The organism is Nonomuraea rhodomycinica, assembly GCF_013363995.1.
Taxonomy (GTDB): domain Bacteria; phylum Actinomycetota; class Actinomycetes; order Streptosporangiales; family Streptosporangiaceae; genus Nonomuraea; species Nonomuraea rhodomycinica.
The window spans coordinates 80,711-97,751 of sequence record NZ_JABWGO010000005.1 but is presented as its reverse complement, the minus strand read 5'-3'; the positions used below and the strand labels follow the sequence as shown (position 1 = coordinate 97,751).

Below are 17,041 nucleotides of genomic sequence, written 5' to 3'. Positions count from 1 at the left end.
TCCCGTGACCTCTCGTATCGCCGTCGTCGGCATGGCATGCCGTTTTCCCGACGCCTCCACGGCCGGTGAGCTGTGGGACAACGCCGTGGCCGGCCGCCGGGCCTTCCGCCGGCTGCCCCCCGAACGCATCCGGCTGTCCGACTACTGGTCCGAGGACCGCACGGCGCCCGACCACTTCTACACGACCGAGGCGGCGCTGTTACGCGACTGGGAGTTCGACCGGCTGCGGTTCAAGGTGGCGGGGACGACGTACCGCAACACCGACATGGTCCACTGGCTCGCGCTGGAGGTCGCGGCCGAGGCGCTGGCCGACGCGGGCTTCCCCGACGGCAAGGGCGCGCCGCACGAGACCACCGGCGTGGTCATCGGCAACTCCCTCACCGGCGAGGGCCAGCGCGCCGCCGGGATCAGGCTGCGCTGGCCGTACGTGCGCCGCGTCGTCGCCGGAGCCCTGGAGGGGACGATGGACACCGAGCAGCTCGCCGAGCTGCTCGCCCGCATGGAACGCGACTACAAGGCGCCCTTCCCCGTGCCCGACGGCGACTACCTGGCCGGCGGCCTGTCCAACACGATCGCCGGGCGCATCTGCAACCACTTCGACCTCAACGGCGGCGGCTACGCCGTGGACGGCGCCTGCGCCTCGTCGCTGCTCGCGCTCACCACGGCCTGCAACGCGCTGGTCGCCGGCGACCTCGACGTCGCCGTCGCCGGCGGGGTGGACATCAGCATCGACCCGAACGAGCTGATCGGCTTCTCCCGGGCCGGCGCGCTCGCCGCCGACGAGATGCGCGTCTACGACCAGCGCTCCGCCGGCTTCTGGCCGGGCGAGGGCTGCGGCATGGTCGTGCTGATGCGCGAGGAGGACGCCGTCGCCCGGGGTCACCGCGTGCACGCCCTCGTCGCCGGATGGGGGGTGTCCTCGGACGGCGCGGGCGGCATCACCCGGCCCGAGTCCGACGGCCAGCGGCTCTGCCTCGACCGCGCCTACGAGCGCGCCGGGTTCGGCATCGACGAGGTGCCGTACTTCGAGGGGCACGGCACCGGCACCGCCGTGGGCGACGCCGCCGAGCTCCAGACGATCTCCGAGGCGCGCCGCGCCGCCGCCCCCGGCGCGCCGCCCGCGGTCATCGGCTCCGTCAAGGCGAACATCGGCCACACGAAGGCCGCCGCCGGCATGGCCGGCCTGATCAAGGCCGTCATGGCGGTCAACAGCGCGGTGCTGCCGCCGACGACGGGATGCGAGCGGCCGCACAAGCTGCTGTCCGGCGAGTCCCCCGCCCTGCGCACCCTGCGCAAGGCCGAGCCGTGGCCGGCCGGCGCGCCGCTGCGCGCGGGCGTCAGCGCCATGGGCTTCGGCGGCATCAACACGCACGTCGTGATCGAGTCGCCGCGCCCCCGCCGCCCCCGCCTGGACGGGCGCACCCGCACGCTCATGAACTCGCCCCAGGACGCCGAGCTGTTCTGCCTGGACGCCGACACCGCCGACGACCTGCGCCGCGAGGCGGAACACCTGGCCGCGGTCGCGGTGGGCATGTCGCGCTCGGAACTGCCCGACCTCGCCGCGCACCTCGCGCGCGGGCTCGGCGCGCGAGGAGCCCGACCGCGGCGCGCCGCGGTCGTCGCCGGCACGCCCGCCGAGCTGGCCGAACGGCTGCGCCGGGTCGCCGAGCTGGCCGGGCAGGGCACGGAGCGGCACATCGACGCCGCGGCCGGGATCTTCCTCGGCGCCCTGGGCGAGCTGCCGCGCATCGTCCTCATGTTCCCCGGCCAGGGCTCCGGCACGCGCTCCGACGGCGGAGCGCTGCGCCGCCGCTTCGACACGGTGGACGAGCTGTACGAGACGGCCGCGCTGCCCGCCGACGGCGACCAGGTCGAGACCGCCGTGGCCCAGCCGCGCATCGTGACCGCGTCCGTCGCCGGGCTGCGGGTGCTGTCGGAGCTGGGCGTCGAGGCCGGCGCCGCGGTCGGCCACAGTCTCGGCGAGCTCGTCGCGCTGCACTGGGCCGGCTCGTTCGACGAGGCGGCGGTGCTGCGCGTCGCCGCCGCCCGGGGGCGCGCGATGAGCGAGCTGTCCGAGAGCGGCGGGGCGATGGCGAGCGTCACCGCCGACCCCGACACCGTGGCCGCGCTCATCGGCGACGACCCCGTGGTCGTGGCCGGGCTCAACTCGCCCCGCCAGACCGTGGTCTCCGGGCCCGGAGAGGCGGTGACCCGGGTCGTGGAGCGGGCGACCCGCCAGGGCCTGCGGGCCGTCCGGCTGCCCGTCTCGCACGCCTTCCACTCGCCGCTGGTCGCCCCCGCCGCCGGCGTCTTCGCGGGCACGCTGGCCGAGGAGAGCCCGGCGCCGGTACGCCGGCACGTGGTCTCCACCGTGACCGGGGCGCCGGTCGTCGGCGAGCCCCTCGACCTGCTGCGCGAGCAGATCACCGCGCCCGTCCGCTTCGCCGAGGCGCTCGCCGCCGCCGCCAAGGACGCCGACCTGCTCATCGAGGTGGGCCCCGGCCAGGTGCTCACCCAGCTCGCGCGGGACATCGTGAGCGTCCCCGCCGTCGCCACGCGCACCGACGACGAGTCGCTGGGCGGGATGCTGCGGACGCTGGGCGCCGCGTTCGCCGTCGGCGCCGCCGTGCGGGTCGGCGCCCTGTTCGACGACCGCTTCACCCGCCCCTTCGACCCGGCCGCCACGCCCACCTTCATCACCAATCTGTGCGAGGTCGTCCCGGAGATCGACGCCGCGCTGCTGACCGGCGGCGCGGCGGCTCCGTCGGCGGCGCCCGAGGCCCCCGCCGACGGCGAACCGGCCGGCGACCCGCTGCTCCTGCTGCGCCGGCTGGTCGCCGCGCACGCCGAGTTCCCGCTGGAGGCGGTGCAGGCCGACAGCAAGTTCCTGGACGACCTGCACCTGAGCTCGATCGTGGTGGGCGAGATCGTCGGCGAGGCCATGCGCCGCCTCGGGCTGTCCGAGCCCGCCGCGCCCACCGGGTACGCCACCGCCACGCTCGGTCAGGTCGCCGAGACGCTGGAACAGCTCGTCGCCACGGGCCAGGCGCCCGCCGAGGACGCCGAGACGGCCGCGGCCCGGATCGTCCCGCCCGGCGTCGCGCCCTGGGTCCACGGCTTCGCCGTGGCGCGCAGGCGGAGCGGCCCGCTGCGCCGTACGGCCCCGCGCAGCCCGGGCGTCTGGCGCGTCGTCGGCGAGCACCCCGCCGCCGGAGCGCTGCGCGCCGCGCTGGAGGAGGCCGAGACGGGCGCCGGCGTGCTGGCGATCCTGCCCTCGGGCCCGGACGCCGAACGGCTGGCGGTGCTGCGCGCCGCCGCCGACGCGGTGCTCGCCGACAAGGACGTGACCCGCTGCGCGATCCTCCAGGAGGAGCCCGGCGGCGCCGGCTTCGCCAAGACCCTCCACCTGGAGGCGCCCTGGGTCGCCACCACCGTCGTCACCCTCCCGCTCGACGCCGCCGCGCCTGCGCGGGCCGCCGCCGAGGCCGCCGCCACCGGCGGGTTCACGGAGGTCTGCTACGACGCCGACGGCACCCGTACCGAACCCGTCCTGACCCCGGTCGAGCTCGACGGCGACCGGATCCCGCTCGGCCCGGACGACGTGCTGCTCGTCACCGGCGGCGGCAAGGGCATCACCGCCGAGTGCGCGCTCAGCCTGGCCAAGGAGACGGGCGCCCGCCTCGCGCTGCTCGGCCGCTCCGACCCCGAGCGGGACGCCGAGCTGGCCGCCAACCTGGAACGGATGGCCGCCACCGGCGTGACCGCCCGCTACCTGCGCGCCGACGTCACCGACCCCGCGGCGGTGGCCGAGGCGGTCGCCGCGGTCGAGGGCGACCTCGGCCGGGTCACCGGAGTGCTGTACGGGGCCGGCGGCAACGTGCCCAAGCTGCTCCAGGAGCTCACCGACGACGACTACGCCGCCACCGTCGACCCCAAGGTCGCCGGCCTGCGCGCCGTGCTGGCCGCCGTCGACACCGCGGCCCTGCGGCTGCTCGTCACGTTCGGCAGCATCACCGGACGGGCCGGGCTGCGCGGCGAGGCCCACTACGCGATCGCCAACGAGTGGCAGAGCGACCTCGTCGAACGGCTCGCCCGCGAGCTGCCGCACTGCCGGTGCCGGGCCGTCGAATGGTCCCTGTGGTCCGGCGTCGGCATGGGCGAACGGCTCGGCTCGGTGGAGAGCCTCGCCCGCGTCGGCGTCACCACCATCACCCCCGACCAGGGCGTGGCCATGCTGCGCGACCTGGTCGCCGACCCGGACGCGCCCGTCGTCACCGTGGTCACCGGCCGCTTCGGCGACCTGCCGACGGTCACCTTCGCCGCCGGCCGCGAAGGCTGCGACGAGCTGCCGCTGCTGCGCTTCCTGGAGCAGCCGCGCGTCCACTACCCCGGCATCGAGCTGGTCGCCGACTCCGAGGTGAGCTGGGCCGCCGACCCCTACCTCGCCGAGCACGTCTTCGGCGGCGGCGAGGGCGCCGTCGTCCCCGGCACGGTCGGCATGGAGATGATGGCCCAGGCCGCGGCCGGTGTGCTCGGCGCCGACGCCGTCCCCGTCCTGGAGAACGTCGAGTTCCTGCGGGCCGTCGTCGTGCCCGAGGACGCCCCGGTGACCGTCCGGGTGGCGGCGCTGCGCGTCGGGCCGGGCCGGGTGGCCGCCGCCGTCCGCACCAGCGCGACGAAGTTCCAGGTCGACCACTTCCGGGCGGTCTGCGACTACACCGGGACGGCCGGCGAGCCGGAGCCGCTCGGGCTGGTCCGGCGCGACGACATGGCCCTTCCGCCGATGGCGTTCGACCCGGCCACGGACCTGTACGGGCCGATGCTCTTCCACGGCCCGCGGTTCAAGCTCGTCGAGAGCATCCACCGCACCGGCGCCCAGCACGTCACCGGCCGGCTCCTGCCCGGGACGGGCTCGTCCTGGTTCGGCCGCTACCTGCCCGACCGGCTGCTGCTCGGCGACCCGGCCGCCCGCGACGCGTACATGCAGCCGATGCAGACCTGCGGGCCGACCGTGCTGGCCATCCCCCTCGGCGTGGACCGCGTCGTGCCGGGCCCCCGCGCGGGCGAGCGGGCGGCCGACGTCTACATCCGGCACCGGTACGACGACCAGTGCTGGGACATCGAGGTCACCGACCGCGACGGCCGGGTGGTCGAGACGTGGCAGGGCTTCCGGACGCAGCTCGTCAGCAAATACGAGGTGCCCCGCGAGTGGGTTCCCGTGCTGCTCGGCTCGTACCTGGAGCACGTGCTCATCGAGCAGGAGCTGGCCGGACGCGTCGTCCTCGACGTGGACGGCGAGGGGCTGGAGCGGCGGCAGGCGAGCCTGCTGGCGGTCCGGCGGCTGTTCGGCGCCGAGGCGGAGCTCGCCTGGCGGCCGGACGGCAGGCCGGAGGTGCTCGGCGCCGGCACCGCACCGGCGTCGCGCGCCGCCGGCGTGACGGTGTCCGTGGCGCACGCCGCCGGCGTGACCATGGCGACGACCACGGCCGGGTGCGACCTGGAGACCGTCACCCCCAGGAGCGAGGAGGCGTGGACGTCGCTGCTCGGCGCCGACCGGCTCGCGCTGGCCGCGACCGTGGCCGAGGAGACCGGCGAGGACGCCGACACGGCCGCCACGCGGATCTGGACGGCCGCCGAATGCCTGGTGAAGGCGGGCATGCCCGTCGACACGGCCGTCACCTTCGACTCCGCCAGGGAGGGCGGCTGGGTGGGGCTCGTCGCCGGCGGGCGCCGGATCCTGACGCTGTCCACCCGGCTGCGCGGCGTGCCCGCGCCCGTGGTGCTCGCCGTCCTCGCCGAGACCGACCCCCACGCGGGCAAGGCCGGTGAGCTGCGATGAACGGGGACGCCTACGAGTACCGCCACGTCGTCGGCATCGAGGACACCGACCTGCTGGGCAACGTCAACTACGTCAACTACATCCGCTGGCAGGGACGCGCCCGGGAGATGTTCCTGCGCGACTACGTCCCCGACGTGGTGGCCGGCTTCGCCGACGGGGTGCGGCTGCTCACGGTGAGCTGCCGCTGCGACTACCTGCGGGAGCTGGCCGTGTTCGACGAGGTGGTCGTCCGGATGCGGCAGGGGGAGCTGGGCCAGACCCAGTCCGTGATGACGTACGAGTACTGGCGCCAGCTCCCGGGCGGGGGAGAGGAGCTGGTCGCCACCGGCGAGCAGCGGATCGCCTGCGTGCGCCCCGACGAGCACGGCCGCATGGTGCCCGCGCGGATCCCGGAGCCGATGCGGCGCCTGCTCGAGCAGGTGCAGAGCCCCTCCACCCGCCGCTGACCCCGGGAAGGCCCGCCGCCGGCCCGGAAAGGACCGTTCATGCACGCTGTCGCCGCCACCGCCCGCTGGACCGCCGCCGCCCGGGCCGAGGAGTCGCGCCGCGAGGACGCGATCTTCACGGACCCGTACGCCGAGCACCTCGCCGGGCAGGAGGGCACGACCCTCTTCGCCCGCTACGACAACCCCGGGGTCGGCGCGTTCATCGCCATCCGCACCCGCTACCTGGACGACGTCATCCGCGAGCGGGCCGGTCGGCTCACCTCCGCCGGCCGCCCCGGCCTCGGCCAGGTCGTGCTGCTCGCCGCCGGCATGGACACCCGCTCGGTGCGGCTGCCCTGGCCCCCGGGGACCGTCCTGTACGAGCTCGACCAGGCGGACCTGCTGGCCGAGAAGGACAAGCGGCTCGCCGAGCTGGGCGCCCGGCACGCCTGTGACCGGCGGCCCGTCGGCGCCGACCTGACCGGCGACTGGCCGCGGGCGCTGCGCGAGGCGGGCTGGGACCCGTCGGCGCCCACGCTGTGGGTGGCGGAGGGGCTGCTGTTCTACCTGCCGGAACCCGCCGCCCGCCGGCTGCTCGAACGGGCGGCGGAGGCCGGCGCCCCGGGGAGCGTGCTCGCCGGGGACCTGCTCAGCCACCAGTCCATGATCAGCGAGTTCTCGAAGGAGGGGCTGCGCCGGCTCACCGAGGACGGCTGCCCGTGGCTGTTCGGCACCGACGAGCCGGAGGCGTTCCTGTCCGGCTGCGGCTGGCGGGTGACGGAGCTGCGGATGCCCGGCGAGGACGGCGCCTCCTACGGCCGGTGGCCGTGGAACCCGCCGCTGCCGCGGGAGGCCAGGGGCTTCCCGCAGAACTTCCTGTTCGTCGCCGCCCGCGCCTGAGACTCCCGCCGCCGTCCGGCTGGTCATGCCGGGCCCGGCCCGGGGTGATCTACCATCGCGGTTGTGGTGACCAAGAACGCGCACTGTTCCTTCTGCGGCACCGCGTTCGCCCCTGGCCAGGCGTGGCCGCGCACCTGTTCGGGCTGCGTGGAGCACCAGCTACCTCAACCCGCTGCCGGTCGCCGTGATGCTGCTGCCGGTGGACGAGCGCGTGCTGGTGGTCCGCCGCGCGGTCGAGCCGCACCGCGGCGGGCTGGCGCTGCCCGGCGGCTTCATCGACGTGGGGGAGTCCTGGCAGCAGGCGGCCGTCCGGGAGCTGCGCGAGGAGACGGGGATCGTCGTCGACGCGGACGCCGCGCGGCTGCTCGACACGGTCAGCGCTCCCGACGGGACCCTGCTGGTCTTCGCCCTGGGGCCGCGGACCCGCGCGGCGGACCTGCCGCCGGTCGCGCCCACGGCCGAGACGACGGAGTGGCTGCTGCTCGACGGGCCCGAGGAGCTGGCGTTCCCCCTGCACACCCGGGTCCTGGCGGAGTACTTCGCGTAGCACCATGGAAGGACAGGACACCCGACGTCCGGGGAGGCCGCCACCATGGCCACGACATTCGATCACGGAGCCCCGTCCGCGGACAGCGGCCCCCGCTACCTGCCGATCGCCGAGCACGGCCTGATCGGCGACCTGCGCACCGTGGCCCTGGTCGGCACCGACGGCACCATCGACTGGTACTGCTGTCCGGCCTTCGACTCGCCCAGCGTCTTCGCTGCCATCCTGGACACCGACCGGGGCGGCGCGTTCGAGCTGGCCGCCGCCGTGCCCGCCAAGACGAAGCAGTTCTACTTCCCCGACACCAACGTGCTGATCACCCGCTTCTTCACCGGCGACGGCGTCGGCGAGATCCAGGACTTCATGCCGGTGACCGTCGACACCGGCGAGGTCGACCGGCACCGGCTGATCCGGCGGGTGCTGTGCGTGCGCGGGGAGATCCCGTTCCGGGCGCGGGTGGCGCCGCGCTTCGGGTACGGGGCGCAGCCGCACGAGCTGTCCCGGCGCGACGGCCTGGTCGTCTTCTCCTCGCCGGACCTGTCGCTGGCGCTGACCGCCACGGTGCCCGTCACGTGCGACGACCGGGACGCGCGCGCCGCGTTCACCCTCCAGGAGGGCGAGTCGGCGGTGTTCGCGCTGGACCGGGTGCGCGAGGACGTGGAGCCGCGCGGCTGCCCGCACGCGGAGGCCGAGGACGCCTTCGCCGCCACGGTCGGGTTCTGGCGGCGCTGGCTGTCGGCCTCCCGCTACCGCGGCCGGTGGCGGGAGATGGTGCACCGCTCGGCGCTGACGCTCAAACTGCTCACGTACGCGCCCACGGGCGCGATCGTCGCCGCGCCGACCACGAGCCTGCCCGAGCAGATCGGCGGCGAGCGCAACTGGGACTACCGCTACCTGTGGGTGCGCGACGCCGCGTTCGCCGTGTACGCGCTGCTGCGGCTCGGCTTCACCGGCGAGGCCGAGGCGTTCATGGACTTCCTCACCCGCCGCGTCTGCCGCCGCGAGGACGGCCCGTCGGGGCCGCTGCAGATCATGTACGGCATCGACGGCCGCACCGACCTGCCCGAACGCGAGCTGCCCCACCTGGAGGGACACCAGGGCTCGGCGCCTGTGCGGGTCGGCAACGACGCCGCCGGCCAGCTCCAGCTCGACATCTACGGCGCGCTCATCGACTCGATCTACCTGTACGACAAGTGGGGCAAGCCCATCTCCAGCGACCACTGGGACGACGTCTGCGCCCTGGTGGACTGGGTCTGCGCCCACTGGAACCAGCCCGACGAGGGCGTCTGGGAGACCCGCGGCGGCCGCAAGAACTTCCTGTACTCGCGGCTGATGTGCTGGGTGGCGATCGAGCGGGCCATGCGGACGGCCCGCCGCCGGGGCCTGCCCGCCGACATCCCGCGCTGGCGCGACACCCGCGACACGATCTACCGGGAGCTCATGCGGCGCGGCTGGTCGCCCAAGCGGCAGGCGTTCGTCCAGCACGAGGACGACGACGTCCTCGACGCCGCCGTGCTGATGATGCCGCTGGTCAAGTTCATCTCGCCCACCGACCCGAAGTGGCTGTCCACCCTCGACGCGCTGACGGCCGGCCTGGTGTCGGACTCGCTCGTCTACCGCTACGACCCGGAGGCCAGCCCCGACGGCCTGCGCGGCGAGGAGGGCACGTTCTCCATCTGCTCGTTCTGGTACGTGGAGGCGCTCGTGCGGGCCGGCCGGATCGAGGAGGCGCGCCTGGCCTTCGAGAAGATGCTCACCTACGCCAACCACGTCGGCCTGTACGCGGAGGAGATCGGGCAGAACGGCGAGCAGCAGGGCAACTTCCCGCAGGCCTTCACCCACCTGGCCCTCATCAGCGCCGCCTTCAACCTCGACCGCGCCCTCGGCTGACGGGCGCCCGTCAGCCCGGAGGCGAGCTCAGCGGCGGTTGGACTTGCGGTGGATGAGACCGAACACCATGCCCACGATCCACAGCACGAACAGCACCTTCAGCACGCCCCAGCCGCCGAAGATCGCGCCGAGGATCAGGAACACGCCGAGGATCGGCACGAACGGCGGCGGGCCGTGGTGGCGGCGGCCTCCGCGGCGCAGGTCGCGGTAGGCGCGGTGCGCCTTCCGGTGGGTGTCGTGGACCTGCTCCATCTGCTGACGATGGGCGTGCATCGCCGCCTTCCAGTCGTCCATGCCGGGCATTCCCGACGCGCCGGGCATGCCGGGGCCCGGGTGGACGGCGGGGGAGCCGGGCAGGTCGGCCGTGATCTCCGCGAGGTCGCGGGCGGTCTTGGCGGCCAGGGTGCGGTCCAGGCGCTCGTCGAGCTCCTGGTGGTCGAGCCGGCCCTGCGCGAAGTGCTCGCGCAGGGCCTCCATCGTCCGCTCGCGTTCGGCGTCGCCGATGCGGAGATCCTTGGGGTCCATGGCGGGGGCCTCCCTCTCTCCGAGCCGGCTGTCCGTTGCGAAGCCGGTCATGCGGTCACTCCTCGCCCGGGTCGCCGTCGGCCAGAATCTGGTAGAGCTTGCGCCGGGTCTCAACAAGAGTCTTACGCGCTTCGCGGATCTGTGCGTCGGTTCCGGTCTGGAGAACCTGAACCATCGCGAACGCGGACTGGCGCGCGATGTCCCACAGATCGGCCGCGTTGTCGTCGATGTCGGGACGCATCTCGTCCCACGGGGCGCGGGTCTCGTCGCTGTGGGACTCGATGTAGGCCCGGCCGGTGTCGGTGAGGCGGAAGGTCTTGCGGCCCTCGTTCTCCTCGGACACCACCAGGCCCTCGTCGGTGAGCTGCTGGAGCGCCGGGTACACGGCGCCGGGGCTGGGCTTCCAGCCGCCCTCGCTGCGCTCGGCGATCTCCTGGATGATCTGGTAGCCGTTGCGCGGCTCCTCCGAGAGCAGCGCCAGGATCGCGGCGCGCACGTCGCCGCGCTTGGCCTTGCGGCCCCGGCCGCCCCAGCCGCGGTGGCCGAACGGCCCGCCGGGACCGAACGGGCCGCCCGGGCCGAACGGCCCGCCCGGCCCCATGCCGCCCCAGCCGCCCCGGCCGAACTCCGGCGGGAACGGGCCGCGCCGGCCGCGGTGGCGTTCCTCGCGCGGGCCGTGGCGGTGGCGGTGGCCCGCCTCCTCCCAGGCGCCTGCCGCGGCCCTCAGGTTGCGGACGGCCTCGCGGGCGGCCCGCTTGAGCTCGCGCGCGTCGGGCCAGTGCCCCCCTGCGGGGCTGGTGTGTGACATTGCCATGGCATGTCCTCCTTCGAGATACCTCGCGACTGTTCGCGATGCTTCAACGATATATCGGAAGAATGTCGTTGGCAACGCCGCGGGCAGAGTGAGGCAGATCACGAAAAAGTCGCGGAATTCGGGAACAGGATCCGGGAGGGCTGCGTTGTTCAGTGCAGACGAGGTCGTTCCGCGTCGGCAGGGCTGGGGGGTGCTGTCGCCGTGGAGACGGCCTCGTCTGCGTTTGCGGGCCGTTGACCCGCCCGTTCCCCGGCGTCGAGCGTCACCCCAAGGCAGGGTCACGGGAACGTTCCCCGACGGCCTGCTCACCTGTCCCCGCTTTGCCGTACAGTCCGGATCATGATGGGGCACACGCACGCGATGACCGGGGCCATCGCCTGGCTGGGGCTCGCGCCGACGCTCGCGGCGCTGCCGATGGTGACGGAGTCGAGCCGGTTCATCGAGACCGGCATCATGGCCAACGCGCTCAGCCCGGCCGAGTTCATCGCCGGGGCGCTCGTCTGCGCGGGGGCCGCCATGCTCCCCGACCTCGACCACCCCAGCGCGACGATCGCCCAGACCTTCGGCCCCGTGACCTGGCTGCTGAGCAAGGCGGTCTGCTGGGTGAGCGGCGGCCACCGCGGCGCCACCCACTCCCTGGTGTTCGCGGTCGCGCTCGGGCTGGGCGCGCACTGGCTGGCCGGCGCCTACCCGATCGGGCGCGACATCCTGGTCGTCCTGCTCATCGGGCTCGCCTTACGCGCCATCGGCATCGGCATCCCCGGCAACAAGATGGGCTCGGCGCTGGTCAACATCGGGCTCACCGCCGGCCTGTACGCCGTCTTCCTCTCCCAGGGCGTGGGCTACGCCTGGCTCGGCATGGCCGTGGCCCTCGGCTGCCTGATCCACGTGTTCGGCGACTGCATGACCGAGCGCGGCTGCCCGGTGCTCTGGCCGATGTCGGTGAAGTTCGTGCTGCCGTGGAAGATCGGCATCAAGACCGGCAAGAAGTTCGAGCAGAAGATCCTCGCCCCCGTGCTGTCCGTCGCGATCATCGGCCTGCTCTTCCTGCGCCTGGGGCCGGCGATGTGACCCCGCCCTCCATGGGCCGCCAGGGGGACTCTCCCGGTTAACTTGATGTCGAGATACTTTCCGGGATATCTTGATGTCGAGACACCGCTGCAACCGCCGGTTAGGGTCACCTAACGTGCTGATCAGTCCCGGGGTGCGGCAGGATTCAACTGGGAGCGAATCCGGCATAGCGCGCGCAATGCCGCGGGCAGGGAGCCGCGAGCGTCCCCACGATCACGCAACGGTCTATGGAGGAGGCGAATCACCGTGTCCGCGAACAGCTTCGGCAGCCGTGACACGCTACGCGTCGGCGACGCGTCGTATGAGATTTTCCGGCTGGACGCCGTCGAGGGCGCTGCCCGCCTCCCGTACAGCCTGAAGATCCTGCTGGAGAACCTCCTCCGCACCGAGGACGGCGCGAACATCACCGCCGACCACATCCGGGCGCTGGGCGAGTGGGACCCGAACGCGGCCCCCAGCGTGGAGATCCAGTTCACCCCCGCCCGCGTCATCATGCAGGACTTCACCGGCGTCCCCTGCGTCGTCGACCTGGCCACCATGCGCGAGGCCGTGCGCGACCTCGGCGGCGACCCGTCCCGCATCAACCCGCTGGCGCCCGCCGAGATGGTCATCGACCACTCCGTCATCGTCGACTACTTCGGCCACCCCGACGCCTTCCAGCGCAACGTCGAGCGCGAGTACGAGCGCAACCGCGAGCGCTACCAGTTCCTGCGCTGGGGCCAGACCGCCTTCGACGAGTTCAAGGTCGTCCCGCCCGGCACCGGCATCGTCCACCAGGTCAACATCGAGCACCTGGCCCGCGTGGTGATGACCCGTGACGGCAAGGCGTACCCCGACACCTGTGTCGGCACCGACTCCCACACCACGATGGAGAACGGCATCGGCGTCCTCGGCTGGGGCGTCGGCGGCATCGAGGCCGAGGCCGCGATGCTCGGCCAGCCGATCTCCATGCTGATCCCGCGCGTGGTCGGCTTCAAGCTGAGCGGCAAGCTCCCCGCCGGCGCCACCGCCACCGACCTGGTGCTGACCATCACCGAGATGCTGCGCAAGCACGGCGTGGTCGGCAAGTTCGTCGAGTTCTACGGCGAGGGCGTCTCCTCCGTGCCGCTCGCCGACCGGGCCACGATCGGCAACATGAGCCCCGAGTTCGGCTCCACCTGCGCGATCTTCCCGATCGACGGCCAGACCGTCGACTACCTGCGCCTGACCGGCCGCTCCGAGGAGCAGATCGCGCTCGTCGAGGCGTACGCCAAGGCCCAGGGCCTGTGGCTGGACCCGTCCGCCCCCGAGCCGGTCTTCTCCGAGTACCTGGAGCTCGACCTCGGCACGGTCGTGCCGTCCATCGCCGGCCCGAAGCGCCCGCAGGACCGCATCGTGCTGTCCGACGCCAAGCGGGCCTGGCGCGCGGCCGTCAAGGACTACGCGGACGCCAAGGACTTCGCGCCCGCTGCCCAGGGCCCCGCCGACGAGGCGTCCGAGGAGTCGTTCCCGGCCTCCGACTCTCCCGCGATCAGCCACGACGGCAGCGCCGACCAGCCGCACGCCGCCGCGCTCGACGGCGAGCGCCCGCACAAGAAGGTGCCGGTCACGCTGGCCGACGGCACGTCGTTCGAGATTGACCACGGCATCGTCGCCATCGCCGCGATCACCTCCTGCACCAACACCTCCAACCCGTACGTCATGCTGGGCGCGGCCCTGCTGGCCCGCAACGCGGTGGAGAAGGGCCTGACCCGCAAGCCGTGGGTCAAGACCTCCCTCGCGCCCGGCTCCCAGGTCGTCACCGGCTACTTCGAGCGCTCCGGCCTCCAGCCGTACCTCGACAAGATCGGCTTCAACCTCGTCGGTTACGGCTGCACCACCTGCATCGGCAACTCGGGCCCGCTGCCCGAGGAGATCTCCGAGGCGATCCAGGCCAACGACCTCGCGGTCACCGCCGTGCTGTCCGGCAACCGCAACTTCGAGGGCCGCATCAACCCCGACGTCAAGATGAACTACCTGGCCTCGCCGCCGCTCGTCGTGGCGTACGCGCTGGCCGGCACGATGGACGTCGACCTCGACAACGAGCCGCTCGGCACGGGCGCCGACGGTCAGCCGGTGTTCCTGCGCGACATCTGGCCCTCGCCGGAGGAGATCTCGGCCGTCGTCAACTCCTCCATCGGCCGTGACATGTTCGAGCGCGACTACGCCGACGTGTTCAAGGGCGACGACCACTGGCGCTCGCTGCCGATCCCGACGGGTGACACGTTCGAGTGGGACCCGGACTCCACCTACGTCCGCAAGGCCCCGTATTTCGAGGGCATGCCGGAGCAGCCGGAGCCGGTCACCGACATCGCCGGCGCCCGGGTGCTGGTCAAGGTGGGCGACTCGGTCACGACCGACCACATCTCGCCGGCCGGCTCCATCAAGGTCGGCACGCCCGCCGCGCAGTACCTCCAGGCCAACGGGGTCGAGGTCAGGGACTTCAACTCCTACGGCTCGCGGCGCGGCAACCACGAGGTGATGATCCGCGGCACGTTCGCCAACATCCGCCTGCGCAACCAGATCGCGCCGGGCACCGAGGGCGGCTACACCCGCGACTTCACCCAGGCCGACGGCCCGGTGTCGTTCATCTACGACGCCTCGGTCAACTACGCCGCCGCCGGCACGCCGCTCGTGGTGCTGGCCGGCAAGGAGTACGGTTCGGGCTCCTCGCGCGACTGGGCGGCCAAGGGCACGGCGCTGCTCGGCGTCCGCGCCGTCATCGCCGAGTCGTACGAGCGCATCCACCGCTCCAACCTCATCGGCATGGGCGTGCTGCCGCTGCAGTTCCCGGAGGGCGCCTCGGCCGAGTCGCTGGGGCTGACCGGCGAGGAGACGTTCGACATCACCGGGGTGGAGGAGCTCAACAAGGGCGGCATCCCGCGCACCGTGCACGTCAAGGCCGGTGACGTGGAGTTCGACGCGGTCGTGCGCATCGACACGCCGGGCGAGGCCGACTACTACCGGCACGGCGGCATCATGCAGTACGTGCTGCGCTCGCTGTTGGCCAAGTAGCACCTGACGCGACGACGCCGCCTCCGGAGATCCGGGGGCGGCGTCCTCGCTTGCCGGCGTTTCATGGCGTGTCGGCGGTTCATGGCGCGGTGGGGGGCTGCGCGCGGCGGCGGGGCTGCGCGCGACCGCGGGGCTGCGCGCGACCGCGGGGACTCCGGGCCGGGCCGGGGACCGCGGCGATGATTGACTCGTCCGCGTGACTTCTATGGAATTAGTGCTCCTTGTCGGCTCTGTCGCGGTTTTCGTGGGCGCGGTCGTGCAGGGGAGCGTGGGCTTCGGCCTCGGGCTGGTCGCGGCGCCCGTCCTCACCCTGGTCGACCCCGGGGTGATGCCCGGCGCGATGCAGGTGGCGAACATGACGCTGCCGCTGCTGACCCTGGCCGCGGAGTGGCGCAGGGTGGACTGGCGCGGGCTCGGGTTCGCGGTCCTCGGCAGGCTGCCGGGCAGCGCCGTCGGCGCGGTGATCGTGGTGCACGTGTCGGTCCACGCACTGGGCGTGCTGGTCGGGGCCATGGTGCTGGTGGCGGTGGTCCTCACGGCGAGCGCCCTGGCCGTCCCGCGCAACGGCGCGACGATCGCGGGCGCGGGGTTCGTCTCGGGGGTCACCGGCACGGCCACCGGCATCGGCGGCCCGCCGATCGCGCTGGTCTACCAGCACGCCAAGGGCCCGCAGATCCGCGCGACGCTGGCCATGTTCTTCTTCCTGAGCGCCGCCCAGTCGCTGGTCATCCTGGCCGCGGTGGACCGGCTGCCGGCCCGGGCCCTGGCGACGGGCGGCCTGCTGCTCGTCCCGATGGCGCTCGGCTTCGCCGTGTCGGGGCCGCTGCGGCGCTACCTCGACGGCGGCAAGGTCCGGACCGCGGTCCTGGCGGTGGCGGCCACGTCGGCGGTGGTGCTCATCACCCAGAGCCTGGCCCTCTGACCTGCCGCTCCGAAGGGGAGCATGAACTGGGCCCGGGCCGGCTCGGGGTGGGATCGGGCCAGGATGTCCCGCGGGCGCACCACGCAGGACCCCTGCACGTACGCCACCGGCGCACCGGCCGTCAGGCCCTCGGGCGGTGCGGGGAACGCTGCGCACCAGGCGGCGAACTCCGCACCGCCCTCCTCCGCGCCCGCGTCGAACGACCGCCGTGCAAGCCGACGGGTCGCCCGTAGGGCGCCCGCCGGCTGGTGGGTCGATGTCAGCGGAGCAGTTGGGCTGCGGCCCAGTCGGCGTGGTCGCTGTTGATGCCGTCGCCGGCGTCGGTGACCTTCAGTTCCAGGGTTTTCACGCCGGCGATGCTGATGTCGATGGTTTGGGTGGGGCTGGTCGGGGTCATCACGTTCGGGCTCTGGTAGAGCTTGACGCCGTCGCCCCAGACTTGGAAGGTGATCGTCGAGTTGGCATTGACCTCGTCGTCGACGCCGATGTCCGACTGGAAGCGGGTGTAGGCGCCGTTGAGGGTGTAGGTGATGGTGCCGTTGGCGTGGGTGCCGAGGCCTTTGGCGTAGCTGGTGCCGTTGAGTTTGATCGGGTTTCCGTCGACGCTCTTGTCCTTCTGGACGGTGCCGAAGTCGCTTGCGGCGCTGCTCCAGGTGAGACCGCTGAGGGCGGTAGGTGTCTGCTGGACGAGCTTGGCTGCGGCCCAGTCGGCGTGGTCGCTGTTGATGCCGTCGCCGGCGTCGGTGACCTTCAGTTCCAGGGTTTTCACGCCGGCGATGCTGATGTCGACGGATTGGGTGGGGCTGGTCGGGGTCATCACGTTCGGGCTCTGGTAGAGCTTGACGCCGTCGCCCCAGACTTGGAAGGTGATCGTCGAGTTGGCGTTGACCTCGTCGTCGACGCCGATGTCCGACTGGAAGCGGGTGTAGGCGCCGTTGAGGGTGTAGGTGATGGTGCCGTTGGCGTGGGTGCCGAGGCCTTTGGCGTAGCTGGTGCCGTTGAGTTTGATCGGGTTTCCGTCGACGCTCTTGTCCTTCTGGACGGTGCCGAAGTCGCTTGCGGCGCTGCTCCAGGTGAG

At 73.1% G+C, this 17,041-nt stretch carries 11 protein-coding genes; 8 read left to right on the top strand and 3 right to left on the bottom strand.

The annotated features are described in order from the left end of the window. Positions 1–4 precede the first annotated feature (4 nt). The 5 genes from HT134_RS21975 to HT134_RS21955 all read left to right on the top strand — a co-directional run bounded on the left by HT134_RS21975 (position 5) and on the right by HT134_RS21955 (position 9,598). The gene (locus HT134_RS21975) at positions 5–5,839 is read left to right on the top strand and encodes a type I polyketide synthase (protein WP_175602338.1); all 5,835 of its coding nucleotides are present in this window, start codon (positions 5–7) and stop codon (positions 5,837–5,839) included. Further along, on the top strand, positions 5,836–6,285 hold the full coding sequence (locus tag HT134_RS21970; protein WP_175602337.1) for an acyl-CoA thioesterase: 450 nt from the start codon (positions 5,836–5,838) through the stop codon (positions 6,283–6,285). The genes HT134_RS21975 and HT134_RS21970 overlap by 4 nt, the downstream gene beginning before the upstream one ends. 39 nt (positions 6,286–6,324) lie before the next feature. Further along, positions 6,325–7,164, top strand: a complete 840-nt coding sequence (locus HT134_RS21965; protein ID WP_175602336.1) for a class I SAM-dependent methyltransferase — start codon at positions 6,325–6,327, stop codon at positions 7,162–7,164. Positions 7,165–7,363: 199 nt separating this feature from the next. After that, complete coding sequence (locus HT134_RS21960) at positions 7,364–7,711, top strand: NUDIX domain-containing protein (protein ID WP_312888321.1); 348 nt, start codon at positions 7,364–7,366, stop codon at positions 7,709–7,711. A gap of 45 nt (positions 7,712–7,756) precedes the next feature. After that, the gene (locus tag HT134_RS21955) at positions 7,757–9,598 is read left to right on the top strand and encodes a glycoside hydrolase family 15 protein (RefSeq protein WP_175602335.1); all 1,842 of its coding nucleotides are present in this window, start codon (positions 7,757–7,759) and stop codon (positions 9,596–9,598) included. A 27-nt stretch (positions 9,599–9,625) separates the two neighbouring features. Here HT134_RS21955 and HT134_RS21950 read toward each other — a convergent pair whose 3' ends face one another. Both HT134_RS21950 and HT134_RS21945 read right to left on the bottom strand, forming a co-directional pair. Beyond that, on the bottom strand, positions 9,626–10,174 hold the full coding sequence (locus tag HT134_RS21950) for a DUF1707 SHOCT-like domain-containing protein (RefSeq protein ID WP_175602334.1): 549 nt from the start codon (positions 10,172–10,174) through the stop codon (positions 9,626–9,628). 4 nt (positions 10,175–10,178) lie between these two features. Next, positions 10,179–10,937, bottom strand: a complete 759-nt coding sequence (locus tag HT134_RS21945; RefSeq protein WP_246364958.1) for a PadR family transcriptional regulator — start codon at positions 10,935–10,937, stop codon at positions 10,179–10,181. A 339-nt stretch (positions 10,938–11,276) separates the two neighbouring features. Here HT134_RS21945 and HT134_RS21940 point away from each other — a divergent pair, with 339 nt between their 5' ends. The 3 genes from HT134_RS21940 (at position 11,277) to HT134_RS21930 (ending at position 15,963) form a co-directional block, all read left to right on the top strand. After that, complete coding sequence (locus HT134_RS21940) at positions 11,277–12,008, top strand: metal-dependent hydrolase (protein ID WP_175602333.1); 732 nt, start codon at positions 11,277–11,279, stop codon at positions 12,006–12,008. Between the two features lie 240 nt (positions 12,009–12,248). Further along, positions 12,249–15,041, top strand: a complete 2,793-nt coding sequence (acnA, locus tag HT134_RS21935) for an aconitate hydratase AcnA (protein WP_376768106.1) — start codon at positions 12,249–12,251, stop codon at positions 15,039–15,041. Between the two features lie 244 nt (positions 15,042–15,285). Then, positions 15,286–15,963: a sulfite exporter TauE/SafE family protein gene (locus HT134_RS21930; protein WP_312888318.1), complete on the top strand. Its 678-nt coding sequence runs from the start codon at positions 15,286–15,288 to the stop codon at positions 15,961–15,963. Between the two features lie 259 nt (positions 15,964–16,222). Here the strand turns inward: HT134_RS21930 and HT134_RS21925 are convergent. Further along, the coding region (locus tag HT134_RS21925) for an NPCBM/NEW2 domain-containing protein (protein WP_175602330.1) at positions 16,223–17,041 on the bottom strand (819 nt) is incomplete at its 5' end.

Coding starts and splice junctions, on each gene's coding strand:
- HT134_RS21970 (WP_175602337.1), top strand. CDS start 5,836: ATGAACGGGGACGCCTACGAGTACCGCCACGTCGTCGGCATCGAGGAC.
- HT134_RS21965 (WP_175602336.1), top strand. CDS start 6,325: ATGCACGCTGTCGCCGCCACCGCCCGCTGGACCGCCGCCGCCCGGGCC.
- HT134_RS21955 (WP_175602335.1), top strand. CDS start 7,757: ATGGCCACGACATTCGATCACGGAGCCCCGTCCGCGGACAGCGGCCCC.
- HT134_RS21950 (WP_175602334.1), bottom strand. CDS start 10,174: ATGACCGGCTTCGCAACGGACAGCCGGCTCGGAGAGAGGGAGGCCCCC.
- HT134_RS21945 (WP_246364958.1), bottom strand. CDS start 10,937: ATGGCAATGTCACACACCAGCCCCGCAGGGGGGCACTGGCCCGACGCG.
- HT134_RS21940 (WP_175602333.1), top strand. CDS start 11,277: ATGATGGGGCACACGCACGCGATGACCGGGGCCATCGCCTGGCTGGGG.